General features: G+C 72.0%; 21 protein-coding genes. 8 read left to right on the top strand and 13 right to left on the bottom strand.

What is annotated here, in order from left to right; genetic code table 11:
* Positions 1–46: 46 nt before the first annotated feature.
* The 4 genes from ABT025_RS03425 to ABT025_RS03410 all read right to left on the bottom strand — a co-directional run bounded on the left by ABT025_RS03425 (position 47) and on the right by ABT025_RS03410 (position 2,596).
* Complete coding sequence (locus ABT025_RS03425) at positions 47–448, bottom strand: YrdB family protein (RefSeq protein WP_350989321.1); 402 nt, start codon at positions 446–448, stop codon at positions 47–49.
* Between the two features lie 45 nt (positions 449–493).
* On the bottom strand, positions 494–1,159 hold the full coding sequence (gene msrA, locus ABT025_RS03420) for a peptide-methionine (S)-S-oxide reductase MsrA (protein WP_350989319.1): 666 nt from the start codon (positions 1,157–1,159) through the stop codon (positions 494–496).
* Between the two features lie 73 nt (positions 1,160–1,232).
* On the bottom strand, positions 1,233–1,355 hold the full coding sequence (locus tag ABT025_RS03415; protein ID WP_350989317.1) for a hypothetical protein: 123 nt from the start codon (positions 1,353–1,355) through the stop codon (positions 1,233–1,235).
* A 137-nt stretch (positions 1,356–1,492) separates the two neighbouring features.
* The gene (locus ABT025_RS03410; protein WP_350989315.1) at positions 1,493–2,596 is read right to left on the bottom strand and encodes a hypothetical protein; all 1,104 of its coding nucleotides are present in this window, start codon (positions 2,594–2,596) and stop codon (positions 1,493–1,495) included.
* A 67-nt stretch (positions 2,597–2,663) separates the two neighbouring features.
* Here ABT025_RS03410 and ABT025_RS03405 point away from each other — a divergent pair, with 67 nt between their 5' ends.
* A complete protein-coding gene (locus tag ABT025_RS03405) occupies positions 2,664–3,809 on the top strand; it encodes a cystathionine gamma-synthase (protein ID WP_350989313.1) in 1,146 nt (381 codons plus the stop codon).
* A 63-nt stretch (positions 3,810–3,872) separates the two neighbouring features.
* On the opposite strand, the gene ABT025_RS03400 is transcribed toward ABT025_RS03405, so the two are convergent.
* From ABT025_RS03400 to ABT025_RS03385, 4 genes are all read right to left on the bottom strand, one after another.
* The gene (locus ABT025_RS03400) at positions 3,873–4,064 is read right to left on the bottom strand and encodes a DUF1059 domain-containing protein (protein WP_136327728.1); all 192 of its coding nucleotides are present in this window, start codon (positions 4,062–4,064) and stop codon (positions 3,873–3,875) included.
* A 62-nt stretch (positions 4,065–4,126) separates the two neighbouring features.
* The gene (locus ABT025_RS03395) at positions 4,127–4,378 is read right to left on the bottom strand and encodes a hypothetical protein (protein WP_350989310.1); all 252 of its coding nucleotides are present in this window, start codon (positions 4,376–4,378) and stop codon (positions 4,127–4,129) included.
* Complete coding sequence (locus ABT025_RS03390) at positions 4,375–4,869, bottom strand: sigma factor-like helix-turn-helix DNA-binding protein (protein WP_350989429.1); 495 nt, start codon at positions 4,867–4,869, stop codon at positions 4,375–4,377. The genes ABT025_RS03395 and ABT025_RS03390 overlap by 4 nt, the downstream gene beginning before the upstream one ends.
* Before the next feature lie 74 nt (positions 4,870–4,943).
* Positions 4,944–5,474, bottom strand: coding sequence for a MarR family winged helix-turn-helix transcriptional regulator (locus ABT025_RS03385; protein WP_350989308.1), 531 nt, complete (start codon positions 5,472–5,474; stop codon positions 4,944–4,946).
* Positions 5,475–5,630: 156 nt separating this feature from the next.
* Between ABT025_RS03385 and ilvA the strand changes: the two genes are divergently transcribed.
* The 3 genes from ilvA to ABT025_RS03370 all read left to right on the top strand — a co-directional run bounded on the left by ilvA (position 5,631) and on the right by ABT025_RS03370 (position 8,863).
* The gene (gene ilvA, locus ABT025_RS03380) at positions 5,631–6,860 is read left to right on the top strand and encodes a threonine ammonia-lyase (protein WP_350989306.1); all 1,230 of its coding nucleotides are present in this window, start codon (positions 5,631–5,633) and stop codon (positions 6,858–6,860) included.
* Between the two features lie 150 nt (positions 6,861–7,010).
* Entirely contained in the window at positions 7,011–8,015 is a 1,005-nt protein-coding gene (locus ABT025_RS03375; protein ID WP_350989304.1) for an ATP-binding cassette domain-containing protein, read from the top strand.
* A 104-nt stretch (positions 8,016–8,119) separates the two neighbouring features.
* Entirely contained in the window at positions 8,120–8,863 is a 744-nt protein-coding gene (locus ABT025_RS03370) for an ABC transporter permease (RefSeq protein WP_502971883.1), read from the top strand.
* Positions 8,864–8,927: 64 nt separating this feature from the next.
* Here ABT025_RS03370 and greA read toward each other — a convergent pair whose 3' ends face one another.
* Both greA and ABT025_RS03360 read right to left on the bottom strand, forming a co-directional pair.
* Positions 8,928–9,425 carry a transcription elongation factor GreA gene (gene greA, locus ABT025_RS03365; protein WP_350989300.1) on the bottom strand — a complete coding sequence of 166 codons (498 nt, stop codon included), beginning with the start codon at positions 9,423–9,425 and terminating at the stop codon, positions 8,928–8,930.
* A gap of 189 nt (positions 9,426–9,614) precedes the next feature.
* On the bottom strand, positions 9,615–10,025 hold the full coding sequence (locus ABT025_RS03360) for a DUF4307 domain-containing protein (protein WP_350989298.1): 411 nt from the start codon (positions 10,023–10,025) through the stop codon (positions 9,615–9,617).
* 151 nt (positions 10,026–10,176) lie between these two features.
* On the opposite strand from ABT025_RS03360, the gene mca reads away from it, so the two are divergent.
* Both mca and ABT025_RS03350 read left to right on the top strand, forming a co-directional pair.
* Positions 10,177–11,058 carry a mycothiol conjugate amidase Mca gene (mca, locus tag ABT025_RS03355; protein ID WP_350989296.1) on the top strand — a complete coding sequence of 294 codons (882 nt, stop codon included), beginning with the start codon at positions 10,177–10,179 and terminating at the stop codon, positions 11,056–11,058.
* A 1-nt stretch (position 11,059) separates the two neighbouring features.
* On the top strand, positions 11,060–11,305 hold the full coding sequence (locus tag ABT025_RS03350; protein WP_350989294.1) for a hypothetical protein: 246 nt from the start codon (positions 11,060–11,062) through the stop codon (positions 11,303–11,305).
* Positions 11,306–11,876: 571 nt separating this feature from the next.
* On the opposite strand, the gene ABT025_RS03345 is transcribed toward ABT025_RS03350, so the two are convergent.
* The gene (locus ABT025_RS03345; RefSeq protein ID WP_350989292.1) at positions 11,877–15,131 is read right to left on the bottom strand and encodes a tetratricopeptide repeat protein; all 3,255 of its coding nucleotides are present in this window, start codon (positions 15,129–15,131) and stop codon (positions 11,877–11,879) included.
* Between the two features lie 134 nt (positions 15,132–15,265).
* Between ABT025_RS03345 and ABT025_RS03340 the strand changes: the two genes are divergently transcribed.
* The gene (locus tag ABT025_RS03340) at positions 15,266–16,951 is read left to right on the top strand and encodes a sigma-70 family RNA polymerase sigma factor (RefSeq protein WP_350989290.1); all 1,686 of its coding nucleotides are present in this window, start codon (positions 15,266–15,268) and stop codon (positions 16,949–16,951) included.
* A 103-nt stretch (positions 16,952–17,054) separates the two neighbouring features.
* Entirely contained in the window at positions 17,055–18,431 is a 1,377-nt protein-coding gene (locus tag ABT025_RS03335; RefSeq protein WP_350989288.1) for a metallopeptidase domain-containing protein, read from the top strand.
* 89 nt (positions 18,432–18,520) lie between these two features.
* On the opposite strand, the gene ABT025_RS03330 is transcribed toward ABT025_RS03335, so the two are convergent.
* Both ABT025_RS03330 and ABT025_RS03325 read right to left on the bottom strand, forming a co-directional pair.
* Positions 18,521–18,754: a helix-turn-helix domain-containing protein gene (locus ABT025_RS03330; protein ID WP_350989286.1), complete on the bottom strand. Its 234-nt coding sequence runs from the start codon at positions 18,752–18,754 to the stop codon at positions 18,521–18,523.
* Positions 18,754–19,341 carry a DUF2975 domain-containing protein gene (locus tag ABT025_RS03325; RefSeq protein ID WP_350989281.1) on the bottom strand — a complete coding sequence of 196 codons (588 nt, stop codon included), beginning with the start codon at positions 19,339–19,341 and terminating at the stop codon, positions 18,754–18,756. Before ABT025_RS03325 ends, ABT025_RS03330 begins: the two co-directional genes overlap by 1 nt.
* Positions 19,342–19,462: the final 121 nt, after the last annotated feature.

Raw genomic sequence — 19,462 nt, 5'->3', positions numbered from 1 at the left:
CGCGGGCGAAGGAGCCCGCCCGGGCCACGCCGCGGGAGCCGCTGCGCTACGCCGTGGGGCCCGGCCTGCGCCGGAACGTCTCCGCCAGGCCCGTGTTGGCCACCACCACGGCGGCCATGACCACGGCCGCCGCCGGGTGCCCCACCGCGTACAGCCCGAAGGCGCCGCCGCCCAGCACCACGGCCTTCACCGCGAGCACCCCGGCCGGCGGCAGCCGGATCCGGGCGCGCGGTGCGGCGAACGTCCCCCACAGGGCGATGGCGATCGCCAGTACCCCGGTGCCCAGCAGTAGTTGAACCGCCAGATTGCGGCCGAGAGTGAACCCCCACCAGAACAGGCACGCCAGCGCCACCAGTTCCACCAGGAACGCCAGAGCTTCGTTGGCGGCCCACCAGGGCCGGCCGCTCAACGAAGGGATCGCCGGCCCGTCCGTACGGTTGTCGCGCATGGTGCCCCCACCCTCCCCGTTCACGTCGGAGCGAGGGTATCCGGCTCAGCCCTGGGCCGGTGCCACACCGATCGGGCACGAGACACCCGTGCCGCCGATCCCGCAGTAGCCCGCCGGGTTCTTGTCGAGGTACTGCTGGTGCGCCGGCTCGGCGGGCCAGAAGGTACGGCCCTCGGCCGGGAGGATCTCCGTGGTGATCTCGCCGTAGCCGGATCCCGTGAGGACCTTCTGGTACGCCTCGCGGGACGCCGCCACGGCCGCCGCCTGCTCGGGGGAGTGGGTGTGGATCGCGGACCGGTACTGGGTGCCCACGTCGTTGCCCTGGCGGAAGCCCTGGGTCGGGTCGTGGGACTCCCAGAAGACCTTCAGGAGCTGGGCGTACGTGACGGTCCTCGGGTCGTGGACGACGCGGACCGCCTCCGTGTGGCCGGTCAGGCCCGAGCAGACCTCCTCGTACGCGGGGTTCTCCGTATAGCCGCCCTGGTAACCGACGAGAGTCGTCCAGACACCGTCCGTCTCCCAGAACTTGCGCTCGGCACCCCAGAAGCACCCCATCGCGAAGTCCGCGACCTCCAGACCCTCCGGGTACGGGCCCAGCAGGGCGTTGCCCAGGACCGTGTGGCGGGCGGGGACGGTGAATTCCGGGGTGGCACGGCCGCGCAGGGCCTCCTCCGGGGTGGGGAGCTGCGGGGTGCGGCGGTTCAGGAACATGCGGGGCTCCTCCTGGGGTCGGCGTGATGTCCGTACAACGCACCGGGACCGCCGTGGATTCCGGCCGCGGTGCTCAGGCGCGGGGCGTGCGGTCCTGCGACTCGGCGTCCCTCAGATAGGCGGCGGCACGCTTGCGGGACTTGAACCAGAAGTAGAGGCCGAGGCCGATCAGGATCAGGGGTATCAGTCGTGCCACGGGAACACCGGTCCTTGTCGTGGGAAGCAGTGGTGGGAAGCGGTCGCGGGAAATCCTGTGGGACACGGCCGTGTGAAACGGCCGGGAAAGCGGGGGCGCCGCCCCCCCCACGGTCGCACAGTGACGCCTCGGGGGTCCTAGCTGAGCAGCGTCGCCGGGCTGCCGCCGTTCGCCTCGTAGCCGGCGACCGCCAGGGCCCGGTACACGGTGTACTCGGCGGCCGGGTCGGAGTCCGCCGTCCACGGCAGCGCGCCCACGTGCCCGTCGATGTGGATCAACTGGTTCATCGCCTCGGACCAGCGCTCCATCCGTACCAGGAACAGCACCAGGAGATGACGGACGTGCGCGAGCATCGGGTCGTCGGCGCGGGCCGCGTGGACCGCGAACATCGCACCCTCGACAGCCTTCGTCACCACCAGGCTCCGGTAGAACCCCTGCACGAGATTGACCTCGGGGAGATGCTCGTACACCGCGAACAGCGGCAGCGCGGCCAGCAGCGAGCCCTGCGGGGCGCGGGCGGCGGCCGCGGTCGCGAAGCGGTCGGCCTCCTCGCGCGATCCGTGCCACTTCTCGCACCAGAAGTGCAGTGCCGCGATGTGCGCGCCCATGTGGGCCGGCGCCCGGTCGATGATCTTCGCCCAGAGCCGGTCGAACTCCTCGTGGGAGTAACCGAGTCCACGGGCGACGGCCAGCTCCACCAGATACGGGACGGGGTCGCCCGGCGCCAGCAGGGCCGCCTCACCGACGACCGTACGCGCCTCCTCCAGAATGATCCGGAAGTCGTCCGTACCGGCCGTGGACGAACGCCACGCCTGCTGGACCAGGAACTCCGCGTGCACGGCCGCGGCCCCCGCGTCCTTCGGTGCCTCGGCCCGCCACTTGCGCAGCCACGCCCCGCCCACGCCCGGCCGCTGCATCAGCTCCAGCGAAGCGGCCCCGGCGAACGCCTGCACCCGCTGCCACCGCACCTCACCGTCTTTCGGCGTTCCGGACAGCAGCTGGGACGCGGCCCGCCACTCCTGGGTGTGCTGGACGACATCGAGCACATCGAGAAGATCCTGGTCGGGGCCCGGCATCCGGATGTCCAGCTCCTCCTGACGCACGAAGCCGTAGGTGTCCGGATCGGCGGCGTCCGGGGAACCGGGCGCCACCTGACGGATACCGCCCCGACGGCGCAGCACATAGGGGCCGACGACCGCGGCGAGCAGGCACAGCGCGAGCAGGAACCACAGAATCTCCATGCCCCCATTGTCACCGGACGGCAAGGTGCTCTGTGAGCGCCCTCGGAACGAACTACGCTCGGGGCCCATGAGCGACCAGCACAGCTTCGAGACTCTCGCGATCCATGCGGGAAACACCGCCGATCCTCTTACCGGCGCCGTTGTTCCGCCCATTTACCAGGTGTCCACGTACAAGCAGGACGGCGTGGGCGGCCTGCGCGGCGGCTACGAGTACAGCCGCAGCGCCAACCCCACGCGCACCGCGCTGGAGGAGAACCTCGCGGCCCTGGAGGGAGGCCGCCGCGGACTCGCCTTCGCGTCCGGCCTCGCCGCCGAGGACTGCCTGCTCCGTACGCTGCTGACGCCCGGCGACCACGTGGTCATCCCGAACGACGCCTACGGCGGCACGTTCCGGCTGTTCGCGAAGGTCGCCTCGCGCTGGGGCGTGGAGTTCTCGGTCGCCGACACCTCGGACGTGGCGGCGGTCCGGGCCGCGATCACCCCGCGCACCAAGGCGATCTGGGTGGAGACCCCCTCCAACCCGCTGCTCGGCATCACCGACATCGCGGCGGTCGCCGGTGTCGCCCGCGCCGCGGGTGCACGGCTCGTCGTCGACAACACCTTCGCCAGCCCCTACCTTCAGCAGCCCCTCGCCCTGGGCGCCGATGTCGTGGTCCACTCCACGACCAAGTACATGGGCGGCCACTCGGACGTCGTCGGTGGCGCGCTGATCGTCAACGACCCGGATCTGTCGGACGAGTTGGCGTACCACCAGAACGCCATGGGCGCCGTCGCCGGTCCGTTCGACGCCTGGCTGGTACTGCGTGGCATCAAGACCCTCGCCGTCCGGATGGACCGGCACAGCGAGAACGCCACCAAGGTCACCGAACTGCTGACCCGCCACCCCAAGGTCACCCAGGTCCTCTACCCCGGGCTGCCCGAGCACCGGGGCCACGAGATCGCCGCCAAGCAGATGAAGGCCTTCGGCGGGATGGTGTCCTTCCGGGTCGCGGGCGGGGAGGAAGCGGCCGTCGAGGTCTGCAACCGCGCGAAGCTCTTCACGCTCGGTGAATCGCTCGGTGGCGTCGAATCGCTGCTGGAGCACCCGGGCCGGATGACGCACGCCTCCGCCGCGGGATCCCCGCTGGAGGTCCCGGCGGACCTGGTCCGCCTCTCCGTCGGCATCGAGAACGGCGACGACCTGCTGGCCGACCTGACACAGGCCCTCGGCTGAGGGCTGTCCGCCCGTTCCCGGGCGGGGCCGGTTTCGCCGGCCCCGCCCCTGGTGCGGTCGCCCTCAGACCGAGGCCTTCTCGTCCTCCAGCGAAGCCCTGACCTGCTCGCGCAGCTCGGGACTGTCGGTGTGCTCATGGACCGAGACCGCGTGCTCGGTCGCCGCCCGCACGACTTCGTCCTCCTCACCGGAGATGGTCAGCGAACAGTTCGACACGCTCGGATACTTGCGGCAGTCAGCGATCTTCCTGGTCATCACAGCCTCCTCGGGCAGTGCCCTTCCAGGATAAAACGGCATGAACCCGGGCACCTGCGCGCCTACCAGCCGTCCAGCGGCGGTGTCGTCTCGGCGGGCGGCACCTGCCAGGGCTGCACCACCACCGCCCACACCGTGAACGCCACGACCCCCGCGGCCGCCGTCAGCAGCCACAGCCGGAACAGCACCCGCCGGCACCGCAGCAGCCGGGCGCCGCGTTCCGCCGCCCGGGCCGCCAGTTCCGCGGGCACCTGTGGATGCGGGGTGTCCAGCATCCGCCGGATCTCGTCCTCCCTGCGCCCCGTACCGCTCACGGCGCAGCCCCCAGGGGGCGGGTGCGATCCCGGCGCCCCGGCGCACTCCCGGCGCCCCGCATCGTGGCCGACGCACGGATGCAGATCACGCGGATCCGGTCCGCATGCACCCCGAGCAGCGCCGCTGTCTGCTCCTCCGGGACGCCCTCGTACAGGCGCAGCACCAGGACGAGCCGTTCCTGCGGGGTCAGCCGGTCCAGCTGTCCGCCGCGCGGACGGCGATGGCGCCAGGCCTGCCGGGCGAACCGGGTGGCCAGATCCTGCCGGGTGCGGTCGTACGGATCCTCGCCGTGCAGCCGGTCCCAGTCGGCGTAGGTCCGGGCCAGCGCCGCGGTGAGCAGCCGTAGCGCGCGTTCGTTGGTGCCCGGCGGATCCGCGGGCTCGGACGTGAGCAGAGTCGCGGTATGCAGCAGCCGGCCCGCCGCGCCCGCCACGAAGGCCTCGAACTCCTGGGCGCGGCGCCGCAGTCGGACCGCATGGCGCTCTCGCACGAGGTCCATCGGAGCGCTCCACGGGCCCCGGGTCAACCCCCGGGGCGTCGTGGGGCCGGAGCCGGTGCCGGGCCCTAACCCGCCGACGGCGACTGGTGCGCCGCCTGCCGCGCGGCCAGGGACCCGTTGAAACGGGTGAGCAGCGAGCAGAACGTGTCCCGCTCGTCCTCGGTCCACTCGTCCGTCACCTGGGACATCAGCTCGCGACGCGAGGCCCGGACCTCCTCCAGCCGCGCCTGGCCGCGCGGGGAGAGCTGGAGGACGACCGCGCGGCCGTCCTCCGGATGCGAGGTGCGCTTGACCAGGCCGGTGTCCACCAGCGGCGCGACCTGCCGGGTCACCGTCGAGGAGTCGATCCCCATTCCGGCGGCCAGCGCCTTGACGCCCATGGGGCCTTCCCGGTCCAGCCGGTTGAGCAGCAGATAGGCGGCCCGGTCCATGGAGTTGCGCACCTGGCCGACGCCGCCGAGGCGGGTCTGCTCGGCACGCCGGGCGAAGACCGCCACCTGGTGCTGCAGAGCGTCGAGAAGGTGGTCGTGACCCGGGTTCTCCGGGGCTGCGCCCCCGGAAGGAGACGCGGCAGTCGTCATGTCCTGAGGGGGCATGGCCGGGGGCTCTCTTCGTGCGGTGTCGGATGGGTGGGGGACAGAGTACGCGGCCCCGGGGCAACGCGTACCAGTGCCGCACAAACCTGCGGACATCGGCGCAGGAGGGGCCGGTCGGCGGCGGCCGCAACCCCTTTCAGCTGCAAGACTTGCGGTATGAACTTCCCACCGCCCGGCCGTCTCCCCCCGCTGATCCTCGATGACGTCCGGGGGGCGCAGAAGATGCTCTCCGGCGTCTCCAGGGTCACGCCGCTGGAGGGAAGCCGCCATCTGTCCGCCCTGGTGGGTGCGCCCGTCCAGTTCAAGTGCGAGAACCTGCAGCGGACCGGCTCGTTCAAACTGAGGGGCGCGTACGTACGCATCTCCGGTCTCACCCCGGTCGAGCGGGCGGCCGGGGTGGTGGCCGCGAGCGCCGGAAACCATGCGCAGGGTGTCGCGCTCGCGTCTGCGCTGCTCGGCGTACGGGCAACGGTCTTCATGCCGGTCGGGGCGCCGCTGCCCAAGGTCGCCGCGACCCGTGAGTACGGGGCGCAGGTGCGACTGCACGGACACGTCGTCGACGAGACACTGGCCGCGGCACAGGAGTACGCACAGGAGACCGGTGCGGTCTTCATCCACCCCTTCGACCACCCGGACATCATCGCGGGGCAGGGCACGGTGGGCCTGGAGATCCTCGACCAGTGCCCCGAGGTGCGCACGATCGTCGTCGGCATCGGCGGCGGCGGGCTCGCGGCCGGGATCGCCGTGGCGGTGAAGGCGATCCGGCCCGACGTGCGGATCATCGGCGTGCAGGCGGCGGGCGCCGCCTGCTACCCGCCGTCGCTGGCCGCAGGCCACCCCGTGTCGATCGGCTCGCTCCAGACGATGGCGGACGGCATCAAGGTGGGGCGCCCCGGTGACGTGCCCTTCGGCCTGGTCCGCGAGCTGGTCGACGAGGTCCGTACGGTCTCTGAGGACGAGCTGTCCAGCGCCCTGCTGCTCTGCCTGGAGCGGGCGAAGATGGTGGTGGAACCGGCCGGTGCGAGCCCGGTGGCCGCGCTGCTGAGCGACCCGAAGTCGTTCCGCGGCCCGGTGGTGGCGCTGCTGTCCGGCGGCAACGTGGACCCGTTGCTGATGCAGCGCATCCTGACCCACGGCATGTCGGCGGCCGGCCGCTATCTGAGCCTGCGGCTGCGGCTGACGGACCGCCCGGGCGCGCTGGCGACCATGCTGGGAGTGCTCACGCTGGCCGACGCCAACGTCCTCGACGTCAGCCATGTGCGCACCGACCCCAGGCTCGGCCTCACCGAGGCCGAGGTGGAGCTCCACCTGGAGACCAAGGGCCCCGAGCACTGCGAGGAGGTCGCCGCGGCGCTGCGCGAGGCGGGCTATCTCGTCATGGTCTGACCACTTGTCAGTCGCGATGTATCGCGTTACTGTTCCTGCGCCCGGTCCGAGGACGCACGCGTGTTCGCCCCGTGTGTTCACCGGGCACGGAAACACGGGCAAATCTAGGATCTGTGAGGAAGTCACCCGAACGTACTGGGGGAATCCCGTATGCCAGGCGCCATCTACGCCGAAGGTCTGGTGAAGACCTTCGGAGACGTACGAGCACTCGGCGGCGTCGACCTCGACGTGCCGGAAGGCACCGTCCTCGGACTTCTCGGCCCCAACGGAGCCGGCAAGACGACCGCCGTACGCGTCCTTACGACGCTGCTCATGCCCGACAGCGGCAGCGCCTTCGTCGCGGGCATCGATGTACTGAAGAAGCCCAACGAGGTGCGGCGTTCGATCGGGCTCTCCGGCCAGTTCGCCGCCGTCGACGAATATCTGACCGGCCGCGAGAACCTGCGGATGGTCGGCCAGCTCTACCAGATGTCCTCCCGTGACGCGAAGGCCCGGGCCACGGAACTGCTGGATCGGTTCAACCTCGCCGACGCGGCCGACCGCACCGCCAAGACCTACTCCGGCGGCATGCGCCGCCGGCTCGACCTCGCGGCGGCGCTCGTCGTCTCCCCGCCGGTCATGTTCATGGACGAGCCGACCACCGGCCTCGACCCGCGCAACCGCCAGCAGCTCTGGGACGTCATCGAGGAACTGGTCGCCGGTGGCACGACGCTCCTGCTGACCACGCAGTACCTGGAGGAGGCCGACCGTCTCGCGCACGACATCTGCGTGATCGACCACGGCCTCGTCATCGCCCGCGGCACCTCCGACCAGCTCAAGGCCCGCACCGGCGGCGAACGCGTCGAGGTCGTCGTCCAGCAGCCCGACCAGATCGGCCCGGCCCGCGAGGTCCTCGCCCACCTGGGCAAGGGCGAGGTCGCCGTCGTCCCGCACATGCGCAAACTGACCGTCCCGGTCAACGGCGGCGCCAAGCTCCTCGCCGAGGTCATCCGCGACCTGGACGGCCGCGGAGTGGAGATCGACGACATCGGGCTGCGCCGCCCCACCCTCGACGACGTGTTCATCTCCCTCACCGGCCACGCGGCCGAACAGGAGAAGAGCGACGAGAACGGGGCGGACGTGCGGTCCGCCGCCCGGACGGAGGCGGAGAAGTGAGTGCTGTCACCCGTACGACCGCGGCCCCCGCGCCCCGAGGCGCCGGTGGCATCGGGCAGTCCGCCCGCGACTCACTGGTCATCGCCCGCCGGAATCTGCTGCGCATGACGCGGATTCCCGAAGTGGTACTTTTCGGGCTCATCCAGCCCATCATGTTCGTCGTGCTGTTCAGTTACGTGTTCGGCGGCTCCATGAACATCGGCGGTTCGACGGACCCCGTCGTCTACCGGAACTTCCTCATGGCCGGGATCTTCGCGCAGACCGTCACCTTCGCCACGGCCGGAGCGGGCGCCGGCATCGCCGACGACATGCACAAGGGGCTCGTCGACCGGTTCCGCTCGCTGCCCATGGCACGCGGCGCGGTGCTCACCGGGCGCACGCTGGCCGACCTCGTCCAGACCATGTTCACCGTGCTGGTGCTCACGATCGTCGCCCTGATCGTCGGCTGGCGCATCCACGAGGGCATCCCCAAGGCGCTGGGCGCGTTCGGGCTGCTCCTCCTGCTCGGCTACGCCTTCTCCTGGATCGGCGCACTGATCGGCCTGTCCGTCCGCACCCCTGAGGCGGCCACCTCGGGCGGGCTGATCTGGCTGTTCCCGGTGACGTTCATCTCCAACGCCTTCGTGGACTCCAGCCAGATGGCGGGCTGGCTCCAGCCGATCGCCGACTGGAACCCGTTCAGCGCGACGGTCCAGGCATGCCGGGTGCTCTTCGGGAACCCGGGCGTGTCCACGTCCGACGCCTGGCCGATGCAGCACCCCGTCTGGGCCTCGCTGATCTGGTCCGTGGTGATCATCGCGGTGTTCCGGACCCTCGCGGTCCGCAAGTACCGCTCGGTCGCCGTCTGAGCACAGCGGGAAGCCCCGGCCGTTTCGTCGGCCGGGGCTTCCCGCTGTGCGAGGGGTGTGCGGATCAGCCGGAGTACGGCTTCGCCGAAAGGATCTTCACCGTGGCGGTCTTGCCGTTCGGCAGCTCGTACTCGGCGCTCTCGCCCATCTTCTTGCCGTTCACGCCCACGCCGAGCGGGGACTGCGGGGAGTAGGTCTCGATGTCCGCGCTCGCGTATTCGCGGGAGGCCAGGAGGAAGGTCGTCGTGTCGTCGTCATCGCCGTCGAAGGCGATCGTCACGACCATGCCGGGCTCGACCACGCCGTCGTCGGCCGGCGCCTCGCCGACCTTCGCGTGCTCCAGGAGCTGGGTCAGCTGGCGCACCCGGAGCTCCATCTTGCCCTGCTCCTCCTTGGCCGCGTGGTACCCGCCGTTCTCGCGCAGGTCGCCCTCCTCACGGGCCGCCGCGATCTTGACGGCGATCTCCGTGCGCGCGGGACCAGACAGGTGCTCCAGCTCGGCCTTGAGCTGGCTGTACGCCTCCGGCGTGAGCCAGGTGACGTTTTCGCTGGTCTGGGTCACAGGGTGCTCCTCGTCGGTACTGGGAATACAAAGCATCGCCCTACCCGGAAGCATGCGCTTCCACGGGTGGGCGAAACCACGAGCCTAACAATTCGCCGGAGAAAGGGGGAGGAGGTAAACGGTTGAGAGTGTTGAACCGCAGGTCAGCGCCGACAGGAGTCGCTCAGGTCACCCGTGCGGCGGTCAACGCTACGCCCCGTCGTCGTCCGTGCACCCCAGCAACTCGACGGCGGTCGCCCTGGACGTCGTACGCAGGGTGAGGACCTGGTCGATGCGGTCGGTGGCGCCGTCGAAGCGGAAGTCCTTGCGGGCCACCTCCGCGTTGTCCTCGCTCAGCGAGCGGAGCGTGCAGTAGCCCTTGGCGTCCCGGTCCTTGCGGACCTCCAGGTGCACCTCGACGCGGTCGTCGGAGACGACCTTGAACTTGATCATCTCGGCGCTGAGGCCCTGACCGCTCACGTAGCCGTAACCGATCCAGCCGACCACACCCAGCAGGGCGACGCCCAGGACGGAGCCGATGATCTTGAGCTTGCGGTCCGCGCGCTGGTCCGCGGAGCGGCCGTATCGGTTCTCGGGAGGCGTCTCGCGCACCGCCGTCATGATCGTTCCTCCCGTACCGGGGATCGAGGAATTTTCCACCCCCGTGTTCGGTCACTATAGAAGCCGCCCGTGCGCCACCCGACTGCCGCCCCACACCGACGTCCCTGCGGGACGACACCCTTGATGGCGACCAATCACTGAGGATCGAGTCTTGACTGAGCAGCTTCGACTGATGGCCGTACATGCCCACCCCGACGACGAGTCGAGCAAGGGCGCGGCCACCATGGCCAAGTATGTGTCCGAGGGGGTGGACGTGCTGGTCGTGACCTGCACGGGAGGCGAGCGCGGCTCCATCCTCAACCCGAAACTCCAGGGTGACGCGTACATCGAGGAGCACATCCACGAGGTGCGCAAGAAGGAGATGGACGAGGCCCGGGAGATCCTGGGCGTCAAGCAGGAGTGGCTCGGCTTCGTCGACTCGGGTCTGCCCGAGGGCGACCCCCTGCCGCCGCTGCCCGAGGGCTGCTTCGCGCTGGCGGACGAGACCGTGGCGGCGGGGCGCCTCGTCGCGAAGATCCGTGCGTTCCGGCCGCAGGTCATCACCACGTACGACGAGAACGGGGGCTACCCGCACCCCGACCACATCATGACCCACACGATCTCGATGATCGCCTTCGAGGGTGCGGCGGACACCGAGAAGTTCCCCGAGGCGGAGTTCGGTCCCGCCTGGACGCCGCAGAAGCTCTACTACAACCAGGGCTTCAACAAGCCGCGCACGGTCGCGCTGCACGAGGCGCTGCTGGCCCGCGGTCTGGAGTCGCCGTACGGGGACTGGCTGGAGCGCTGGAAGGAGTTCGAGCGCGCCGAGCGCACGCTGACCACGCACGTTCCGTGCGCGGACTTCTATGAGATCCGCGACAAGGCGCTGATCGCGCACGCGACGCAGATCGACCCCGACGGCGGCTGGTTCCGCGTTCCGATGGACATCCAGCGGGAGGTCTGGCCGACCGAGGAGTACGAACTGGCGAAGTCTCTCGTCGATACCTCCCTCCCCGAGAGCGACCTCTTCGCGGGCATCCGCGACAATGCCTGATATGTACGCGACTCAGGCACTGACGCACCTCGTCCCGCTCGCCGAGGAACTGGACAAGAACAAGGTGACCCCCGGGGTCCTCGGCTTCATCGTCTTCGCCGCCCTCGCCGTGGGCGTGTGGCTGCTGATGAAGTCGATGAACCGGCACATGGGCAAGGTCGACTTCGAGGAGGCCCCCGAGGCGCCGGAGGCGTCGGCCGGCGCGAAGGGTGCGGCGGAGCCCGCGGGTTCCGCGAAGCGGAAGTAGGCGGGGGCGGGGCGGCACCGGACGACCGGTCCCCGCCCCGCCCGCGCGGACCGGTACGGCGACGGGCACACGGGTCGGATCGGCGTGAGCTCGCCGTCCGGCGTGCGCAGCGTCGACACTGCCGTCCGGTGTGTGGTCGGAGCCACTGCTGTCCGGGGTGCGCGTTCTCGTCGCTGCCGTCCGGCGTGGGGGCGTCGGCGCTGGTGTCCGGCGTGCGCGTTGTCGTCGCTGCCGTCCGGCGTGCGGGGCGTCGCCGACGTCCGCGAACCACTGCTGCCGCCCGGATCGGCATGGCGGCGACAACGCCCGGCCTCCGCGCCCGACCTCGCACCTGGCCTCCGCGCCCGAGCTCGCACCTGGACCCCCCGCACCCGGACCCCGCATACGGAGCCATAGTTCGCGAGATCGCGACCGGCTCCGCCCCCTGCCGCTGCACCGATCGCCGGTCCGAGCACGCAGCCCGGTCCGAGCACGCAGCCCGGCCCCAACCGGTCCGGCCCGGCCCTGACCGGCCCCGCCCCAACCGGTCCAGCCCATCGACGGAGCCGGACCCGCCGGGGTGGCGCCCGTGTCAGCTGTCGCCCGGGACCGGCACGCCCATGATTTCCCGGGCCTGCCGGGTCGGGGTCAGGCCCAGGCGCCAGGCCTGCCAGCCGTCCTCCAGGTCCACGCCCCTGTTCAGCACCACCCGGAACGCCGCCGCGCAGTCCTCCAGCTTCGTATCCCGCGTCGGATGCCCGGCCGCGATCAGGTCGGCCAGCTCCTGCTGGGCCACCACCGTGCCCACCTCCATGCCGCCCGGCGAGGCGTACGGCAGCAGCGTGCAGCGCAGGAAGCCCGCCCAGTCGGCGCCCCGCGTGTCGCCGTACGAGTCGAACAGCGCGGCCGCCTCACCGCACAGCTCCAGGGCCTGCGGCGCACGCTGGTTGCCCGCGTCGATCAGGGCCAGCTCCAGACATGTCCACGCCTCCCCGTGGGCGACCCCGATGCGCCGGAAGTCGGCACGCGCGTCCACCAGCAGCTGACGGGCGAAACCGGAGTTGCGCAGGTTGCCCGTCTGGGCGGCCCGCTGGTCGCGCGTGACCCGCCCCGAGTGGTGGCGGGCGCACGCCAGCCCGTACACGTCCCGCATCCGCGAGAACATCGTCCGGGCCCGCTCCAGCTGCCGTACCGCCTGATCGGTGTCGCCGGCCTCCTCCAGCGCCTGGCCCAGGTAGTAGAGCGTCCACGCCTCGCCCCGCGCGTCCTCGCTGTCGCGATGGCGGGCCAGGGCCGCGTTCAGCTGTTCCACCGCCGAGGCCGGATCGCCGTCCATCAGCCGGGCCCGGGCCAGCTGGGTCAGCGCCCACGCCGTGCCCCGCTCGTCCCTCGTCCGCCCGTACAGGTCCAGGGCGGTACGCAGCGCCGCCTCGGCCCGCTCCACATCGCCCATCCGCAGCCGCACCTGGCCCAGCTGGAACTGCGTCCACGCCTCCCCGTGCAGCGACTCGCCCTCGCGGTGCAGGACCAGCGCCGTGTCCAGGAGCTCCAGCGCCTCGGGCAGGTGGGCCCGGTCGCGCTCCACCGCGGCCAGCGCGTGCAACGACCAGGCCCGGTCCTCCGCCTGCGCCGCGGAGGACTGCAGCTCGATCGCCTCGCGCAGCCGTGCCGACGCCTCCGTCAGATTGCCCTGGTGGTGCAGGGTGATGCCGAGCGAGCACAGCGCCAGCGCCGTACCCGAGTCGTTCTGAGCCTCGCGGTACAGGCCGACGACGGACGACAGCGTCGTACGGGCCTTGTCCAGCTCGCCGAGCTGACGGGCCGCGATACCGGTCCGCCACTGCACCGACCGCTCCAGCAGCCCCTGGTCGACGGCCTGGGTCAACTCGCTGATCTCACCCAGCCGGTAGAGGTCGCCGCGCAGCAGGCAGTAGTCGCACAGCGCCCCCAGCAGATCGAGCACCGCGCCCTGGTCGACGCCCTCGCTGTGCCGCAGCGCGGACGTGATGAAGCTCGACTCGTCGTCCAGCCAGCGCAGCGCCGCGTCGAGGGAGCTGAAGCCGTGCGGTCCGAACTGCCCGGCCCGGGTGGACATCTTGCCGTCCACCATCCGGATCACCGCACCGGCCAGCTCCGCGTAGTTCACGATCAGCCGCTCCTGCGCGGCCGTACGGTCGGCCGGTTCCTCCTCGTCGAGCAGCCGGGCCAGGGCGAAGCCCCGTACGAGGTCGTGCAGCCGGTAGCGCGAGCCCCGCACATGGTCCAGCAGCCCGGCCCCGGACAGGTCCGCCAGCAGCCGTTCGGCCTCCTGGTCGTCGGCCGAGAGCAGCGCGGCTGCCGCCGCGGCGCCCAGACTGGCCCGCCCGGCCAGCGCGAGCCGGCGCAGCAGCCGCCGCGCCGGCTCGGACTGGTCGGTGTAGCGCAGCCACAGCGCCCGCTCGACCGGTGGAACCGGGCCGTACGCGGCGAGATCGGCGGCCAGCGCGCCAGGGGTACGCGTTCCGAGCGAGGAACCCGCGATCCGCAACGCCAGCGGCAGTCCGCCGCACAGCTCGGTGATCGCCTCGCTCGACGGGTAGTCGTACAGCCCTTGGTCCTCCTCCTGGGATGCCGTGCGCAGCAGCTCCTCCGCCCCTGCGGCATCCAGCGCGCCGACCTCCAGCTGGTGCACCCACGCGGGGAGCGACCCGGGCAGATCGAGCGGCTCGCGGGCGGTGACCAGGACGAGGCTGTCGGAACGTTCCGGAATCAGCGTGCGGACCTGCTCCACGTCGCTCGCGTCGTCGAGGACGATCGTCACCGGGGTTCCGGTCAGGTGCTGGTGGTACAGCTCGCCGAGCCGGCGCACCTGCTGCTCGGCCGAGGTTCCGGCCGCCCGGCCCGCGGAGCCCCCGTCGCGGAACAGCAGCTGTTCGCGGGGCGCGCCCAGCCGGTTCAGCAGGTGGAGCAGCGCGTCGCGGGTCGGAAGCGGCGGTTCGCCGTCCGCGCCACCGCGCAGGTCCACCACGCACGCGCCCCGGAACTGGTCCTTCAGATCGTGCGCCGCCCGTATGGCGAGCGAGGTGCGCCCGGCGCCCGGCGGGCCGTGCAGCACGACCACGGTCGGCTTCGTCTCCGTCGACGCACGGGCCGCGTGCACCCACTGCCCGATCCGGGTCAGCTCGGCACGGCGCCCCGCGAACCGGGTCTCGGGCGCGGGGAGATGGCTGAACGACTGCTCCAGGAGGGCGCGCATCCGCGCCGCCGCGCTGCGGTCGCCGCCGCGCAGGGACGGTGCGGTCCGGGGCTGGGCGGCGGCGGCCTTCTTCGCCGGGGTGCGGGACGCGGCGGTCAGCATCCGCTGCTGGTCGACGAACGGGCGGATGCCCCGTACCTCCAGCGCTGTCAGCCACTGGAGCCTCAACTGCTCGGTGCCGCCCGGCTGTCCGAGGGCTCCTGCCCGCCGGGAGGCGGCCGGCCAGTGCGATGCGGTGACCTTGGCGACGGTGGTGGTGGCGCCCGCGACCGCGACGATGGCGCCGGCACCGAGCGCCAGGCCGGAGGCGGTGCCGAGCGCCAGGTCCGCGCCGAAGGCGGCCGCCGCCGCAACTCCGGTGACGAGCAAGGGCGTTCCCAGCACGGTCCGGTTGAGCCTGTGCGCCAGCGGCGTCTGCCCGGCCGCCTCGGCGTCCAGGGCCTCGACGTACGCCGTGTACTCCTCTGCCGCACCCGCCGCCATGGTGTCCAGACCGGCCCGTGCACGCGTCATCAGTACGCCGGGGTCCGCCCGCCCGCCGGAACGGCGGACCTCTTCCTCCACAGCCCGCGCCAACAGCCTCTCGGCGTCCGCCCGGTGGCTGTCCCGCATCCGCATATGTCCCCCTCGGTTCCCGCCCGGCACCCGGCAGCGTGGAGTACCAGTCTCCTGCCTGGGGCCGGTGCGCGACAGGGAGTCTGCGAGACTGCGCTGACAGTCGTACGGAGAAAGCGGAGCGCAGGACCATGACCGACCGCGGCAGCGGCGAGGCGGCCGACAGGTTCCCCGGCGCGGAAACCGGCGGAGCCGGGCACCCTGCGGAAGGGGCGCCCGACACACGCTCCGACGCCGCGCTGACCGCCGCGATACGCGGGGGCGGCGACGCCGGGGCGACCGCCGAGCTCTACCGGCGCCACGCTCCCGCCGTCCTGAGGTACGCCCGCACCTGCTGCCGCGACCCGCACACCGCGGAGGACCTCGCCTCGGAGGTGTTCGCGCGCACCGTCCAGGCGGTCCTGGCCGGCAAGGGCCCGGTCGACGCGTGGCGCCCCTACCTCCTGACCGTCGTGCGACGCACCGCCGCCGAATGGGCCGAGGGTGCACGCCGGGTCGATCTCACGCCCGGCTTCGGGGCGTGGCTGGACGCGGCGGCACGACGCGGCGGGCCGGACCGGGTGAGCCGTGAGGAGACCGGTGAGGACCTGGTGGTGCGGGCGGAGACGGGCGGCATCGTGGCGCACGCGTTCCGCTCGCTGCCCGAGCGGTGGCGGACGGTCCTCTGGCACTCCGTGGTGGAGGAGGAGCCCGCGGCCCAGGTGGGCACCCTGCTCGGGCTCACGCCCAGCGGGGTTGCCTCGCTGACGGCCCGCGCCCGGGAGGGGCTGCGGGAGGCCTATCTCGCCGCCCACGCCGAGCAGGGCGCGGCCGACGAGGAGTGCCGCAGGTGCAGTGCCGGTCTCGCCGCCGCGGTACGGCGGTCCCGGCCGCGCCGGGACGCCGCGCTCGACCGGCACCTGGAGGGCTGCGCCCGTTGCCGCGAGGCGGCCCGGGAGCTGAGGGACCTCAACCAGCGGCTGCGTACCGTGCTCCCCGCCGCGGTGCTGCTGTTCGGCGGTCCCGCCTACATCGAGGCGCGTGCGGCCGGGGCCGCGGGCAGCGCCCCGGCCGGTCACGGTGCGGGCGGGAGCGCGGGGGCGTCCGGTGCGAAGGCCGCCGCGCTCGCCGTGGCCGCGTCGGCCGCCCTGCTCGGGGGCTGGCTGGTCTGGCCGGGCGGCGGTGATTCGCAGGAGCCGCCCCCGCCGGTCGTGCAGGACGCCCCCGCTCCCGCTCCCGCCGCTCCGGCGCCCTCCGCCACCACGAGTCCGGCCCCGTCCGCCTCCCGGACCCGGCCCCCGGCGCCGCCCTCCCCGACCACCGGGACGGAGCGGCCGACGGCATCGGCGGCCCCCGCCGCGGCTGCCGTCGGCGGGCCGAGCAGCCTGCGGTTCGTGTCGACCGGTGCCTGCATGGAGATCCCGGGCGGCAGCACCGCGGCCGGTGTGCGGCCGGTGGAGGCCGCCTGCGACGGTGGCGCCTACCAGCGGTGGGTGCTGCTGGAGCCGTTCCGGGGCGACCGGTCGCGGACCCAGGTCCGCAACGAGGCGACCGGGCTGTGCCTGACGCGTTCCGGCAGCACGCAGGACCACGCCGAGGTGACCCAGTTGGGATGCGACGCCGCCCGGAGCACCCAGCTGTGGAATCTCTGGACGGACCCGGACCGGGGCGAGGCCGCCCTGCGGGACGCCGGCGGTACGCGGTATCTGGGCCTGGTCGAGTGGGCGAAGGCGGACAAGGGGCAGCAGCACGGACCGGCGACCGGGACCACGCGCTACTACTACGGATCCGACTCCATGAGGTTCCGCTTCGAGCCGGCGCTCCTGGGGGAGCGGTAGGGCCTGTCACACCTCAAGGTAAAGGGTCGGCAAAGTCGCGGGATGCCGGACGGGCCGCTTCCTCTTTTTCCTTCGGAAGCACTTCCGAAGGAAAAAGGACCTCATGAAGACATCCGCTCTTGGCCGCATCGCCCTGGTCTGCGGCGTCGCCGCGCTCACCGGAGGCGTTGTCCCCGCCGCCGCGCATGCGGACGATGCCACGGTGGAGAAGAAGATCCTCCCCGTCATGGTCGAGTTCAGCGACAGCGCCTTCCAGCACCCGGACGAGGTGAGGGCGAGCACGCCGGACACCTACTTCGGGGCGAAGAAGGACTCGGTCGCCTCGTTCTTCAAGGAGATGTCGCGCGGGAGGTTCGCCTACGTACCGGCCGTCAAGGAGCAGATGGCAGGGCCCGTCACGCTGCCGATGACCGCCGCGGGCTGCGATCACGGCAAGGTCAACACCCTCACCCAGGAGGCGCTGGCCGAGCAGGGTCTGGTGCGCGGCAAGGACTACGACAGCCTTTCGATGATCTTCCCGGCGCAGAAGACCGGCTGCGCCTGGGCCGGCCTCGCCACGGTCCCCGGTCCGTACAGCTGGATCAACCTGTACGGCACCGCCGGCGGCCTCGGCGTCGTCGGGCACGAACTCGGCCACAACCAGGGCTTCGGGCACCAGGGCCGCTCCATGTGCACCGACGGCGACCTGGTCGACTGCACGTCCGACGGCACCAGCGCCAAGTCGGTCATGGGCGGCGGCGGCCCGGCGGCCGGTTTCTCCGCCCCCGAACTGATCCGCGCCGGATGGCTCTCCGGCAGCGAGGCCGTCAAGGTCTCGAAGTCGGGTACGTACGCGCTGCGTTCCCTGCACGGCGAGGGCGACGGGACGCGCGCCCTGGACATCCCGATGGGCGAGGACCGGCTCGTCGTCGAATACCGCCACGCGGCGGGAACCGTGGACGGCCGGATCGAGGGCGTGCACGCCTACCGGGTGCCCAAGGGTGCCTACGGCTCCTCCACGCTGATCGACCTGACCGAGGAGAACGAGACGGCGGGCAACTCCGCCCCGGCCGACGCGGACGCCGTCACGGCCCTTACCGACAGGGCGAGCAAGGTCTCCCTGGCGGTCGTCTCCTCCGGTAACGGCAAGGCCATCGTGAAGGTCGCCCTGAACGGCGAGAGCCTGGCCGACGAGGCGCCCGGCCCGTCGGCGAAGCCGTCGGTGAACCCCGAGCACACCGGCACGGACACCGACGCCGGTGACGGCGTGTCAGCGGGCTCCGAAGCTGCGTCCGCGGGCTCCGACGGCCCGTCCGCCGATTCCGGCGGCGGCGCCGAGGTCGGGAGCGGCGGATCGGCACCGGCAGCCGGCGGTGACGCCGGCTCGGACCTCGCGGCCACCGGAGCGGGCCCGGGCACGCTCCCGCTGGTCGCGGCCGGAGCCGGACTGGTCGCGGTCGGCGGCGCCCTCGTGGTCGCCCGGCGCCGCAAGCGCGCCTGATCTCAAGGCAGTCGGCCCGTCCGTCCGCGCGTGACCTCGTGGCGGACGGACGGGGCCCCGGTCCCGCCCGGTCCGGCCGCCGGTGGCGGTCAGGACGGTTCGGCGGGGTCGTGGGTGATCAGGTCTCCCGGCTGGCACCGGAGGACCTCGCAGATCTTCGACAGGGTCGAGAAGCGCACGGCCTTGGCCCGCCCGTTCTTGAGAATGGACAGGTTGACGACGGTGATGCCCACCTGTGAGGACAGCTCGGTGAGTGTCATGCCGCGCTCGGCGAGGACCCGGTCGAGGTGGATCCGGATCCCGTGGAGTTCGTCTTCGGGCATCAGATGGTCGCTTCGACGTCCTCGCGCATGCGCACGCCCTCGCGCATGATCCTCCCCATGATCACCGCGCCCAGACCGGCGAGGACGAGTGCCGTCGGGCCGGAGAATCCGAGCCCGGAGCCCACCACCGGCGCCATGCTCCCGGCGAGCCAGGACTGCGACGAGCCGACGACGAGGCCGGCCAGCGGCGTGCCCACGGCGACGAGCCAGCCGAGAGCCGAGAGCCGGCGAGCCACCGTGTCCGTGAAGGGCCCCTGCTCAAGGACGCCAGTCACCAACCGGGAGAAGAGCAGCAGTGCGAGGGCGCCGAAGAGGAGCCACGGCAGTTCGCTCCCGAGGTCGGCGGCCCGCTGTCCCACGGAGGGGCTGTCCTGGCAGAGGCGTGCGGTACTGCTGGACACGTCCACGCCCTTGCCGACAGGCGGTCCTTCCGGCCCGAGGGAGGAGTTGGCCCAGAATCCCGTCTTCACGCAGACCGCGCCGTCGTCGAGCATGTGCGAGGCGCCCTTGCCCAGGAAGGCCAGCCCGCAGAGCACCGCCAGGCCGAAGGTGACCGTGGCCAGTGTTCTCGTAAGTCGCGTGTTCATGGCGTCCCCCATATCGATGTTCGATATGGGAAGACTAGTGGAGCATATCGATATTCGACAAGTCGACGCTTCCGGCGCGACCTGACGGGACGGGCCGGGCGTATGCCCGGCCCGTCCCGTC

The organism is Streptomyces sp. NPDC002809 (genome assembly GCF_040295435.1).
GTDB lineage: Bacteria > Actinomycetota > Actinomycetes > Streptomycetales > Streptomycetaceae > Streptomyces.
The sequence above is the reverse complement of the archived record's forward strand: the minus strand, read 5'-3'. Positions and strand labels throughout refer to the sequence as shown.

Coding starts and splice junctions, on each gene's coding strand:
- ABT025_RS03410 (WP_350989315.1), bottom strand. CDS start 2,596: ATGGAGATTCTGTGGTTCCTGCTCGCGCTGTGCCTGCTCGCCGCGGTC.
- ABT025_RS03360 (WP_350989298.1), bottom strand. CDS start 10,025: ATGACGGCGGTGCGCGAGACGCCTCCCGAGAACCGATACGGCCGCTCC.
- ABT025_RS03385 (WP_350989308.1), bottom strand. CDS start 5,474: ATGCCCCCTCAGGACATGACGACTGCCGCGTCTCCTTCCGGGGGCGCA.
- ABT025_RS03425 (WP_350989321.1), bottom strand. CDS start 448: ATGCGCGACAACCGTACGGACGGGCCGGCGATCCCTTCGTTGAGCGGC.
- ABT025_RS03405 (WP_350989313.1), top strand. CDS start 2,664: ATGAGCGACCAGCACAGCTTCGAGACTCTCGCGATCCATGCGGGAAAC.
- ABT025_RS03330 (WP_350989286.1), bottom strand. CDS start 18,754: ATGCCCGAAGACGAACTCCACGGGATCCGGATCCACCTCGACCGGGTC.
- ilvA (WP_350989306.1), top strand. CDS start 5,631: ATGAACTTCCCACCGCCCGGCCGTCTCCCCCCGCTGATCCTCGATGAC.
- ABT025_RS03340 (WP_350989290.1), top strand. CDS start 15,266: ATGACCGACCGCGGCAGCGGCGAGGCGGCCGACAGGTTCCCCGGCGCG.
- ABT025_RS03345 (WP_350989292.1), bottom strand. CDS start 15,131: ATGCGGGACAGCCACCGGGCGGACGCCGAGAGGCTGTTGGCGCGGGCT.
- ABT025_RS03325 (WP_350989281.1), bottom strand. CDS start 19,341: ATGAACACGCGACTTACGAGAACACTGGCCACGGTCACCTTCGGCCTG.
- ABT025_RS03400 (WP_136327728.1), bottom strand. CDS start 4,064: ATGACCAGGAAGATCGCTGACTGCCGCAAGTATCCGAGCGTGTCGAAC.
- ABT025_RS03375 (WP_350989304.1), top strand. CDS start 7,011: ATGCCAGGCGCCATCTACGCCGAAGGTCTGGTGAAGACCTTCGGAGAC.
- ABT025_RS03350 (WP_350989294.1), top strand. CDS start 11,060: ATGTACGCGACTCAGGCACTGACGCACCTCGTCCCGCTCGCCGAGGAA.
- ABT025_RS03370 (WP_502971883.1), top strand. CDS start 8,120: ATGACGCGGATTCCCGAAGTGGTACTTTTCGGGCTCATCCAGCCCATC.
- msrA (WP_350989319.1), bottom strand. CDS start 1,159: ATGTTCCTGAACCGCCGCACCCCGCAGCTCCCCACCCCGGAGGAGGCC.
- ABT025_RS03335 (WP_350989288.1), top strand. CDS start 17,055: ATGAAGACATCCGCTCTTGGCCGCATCGCCCTGGTCTGCGGCGTCGCC.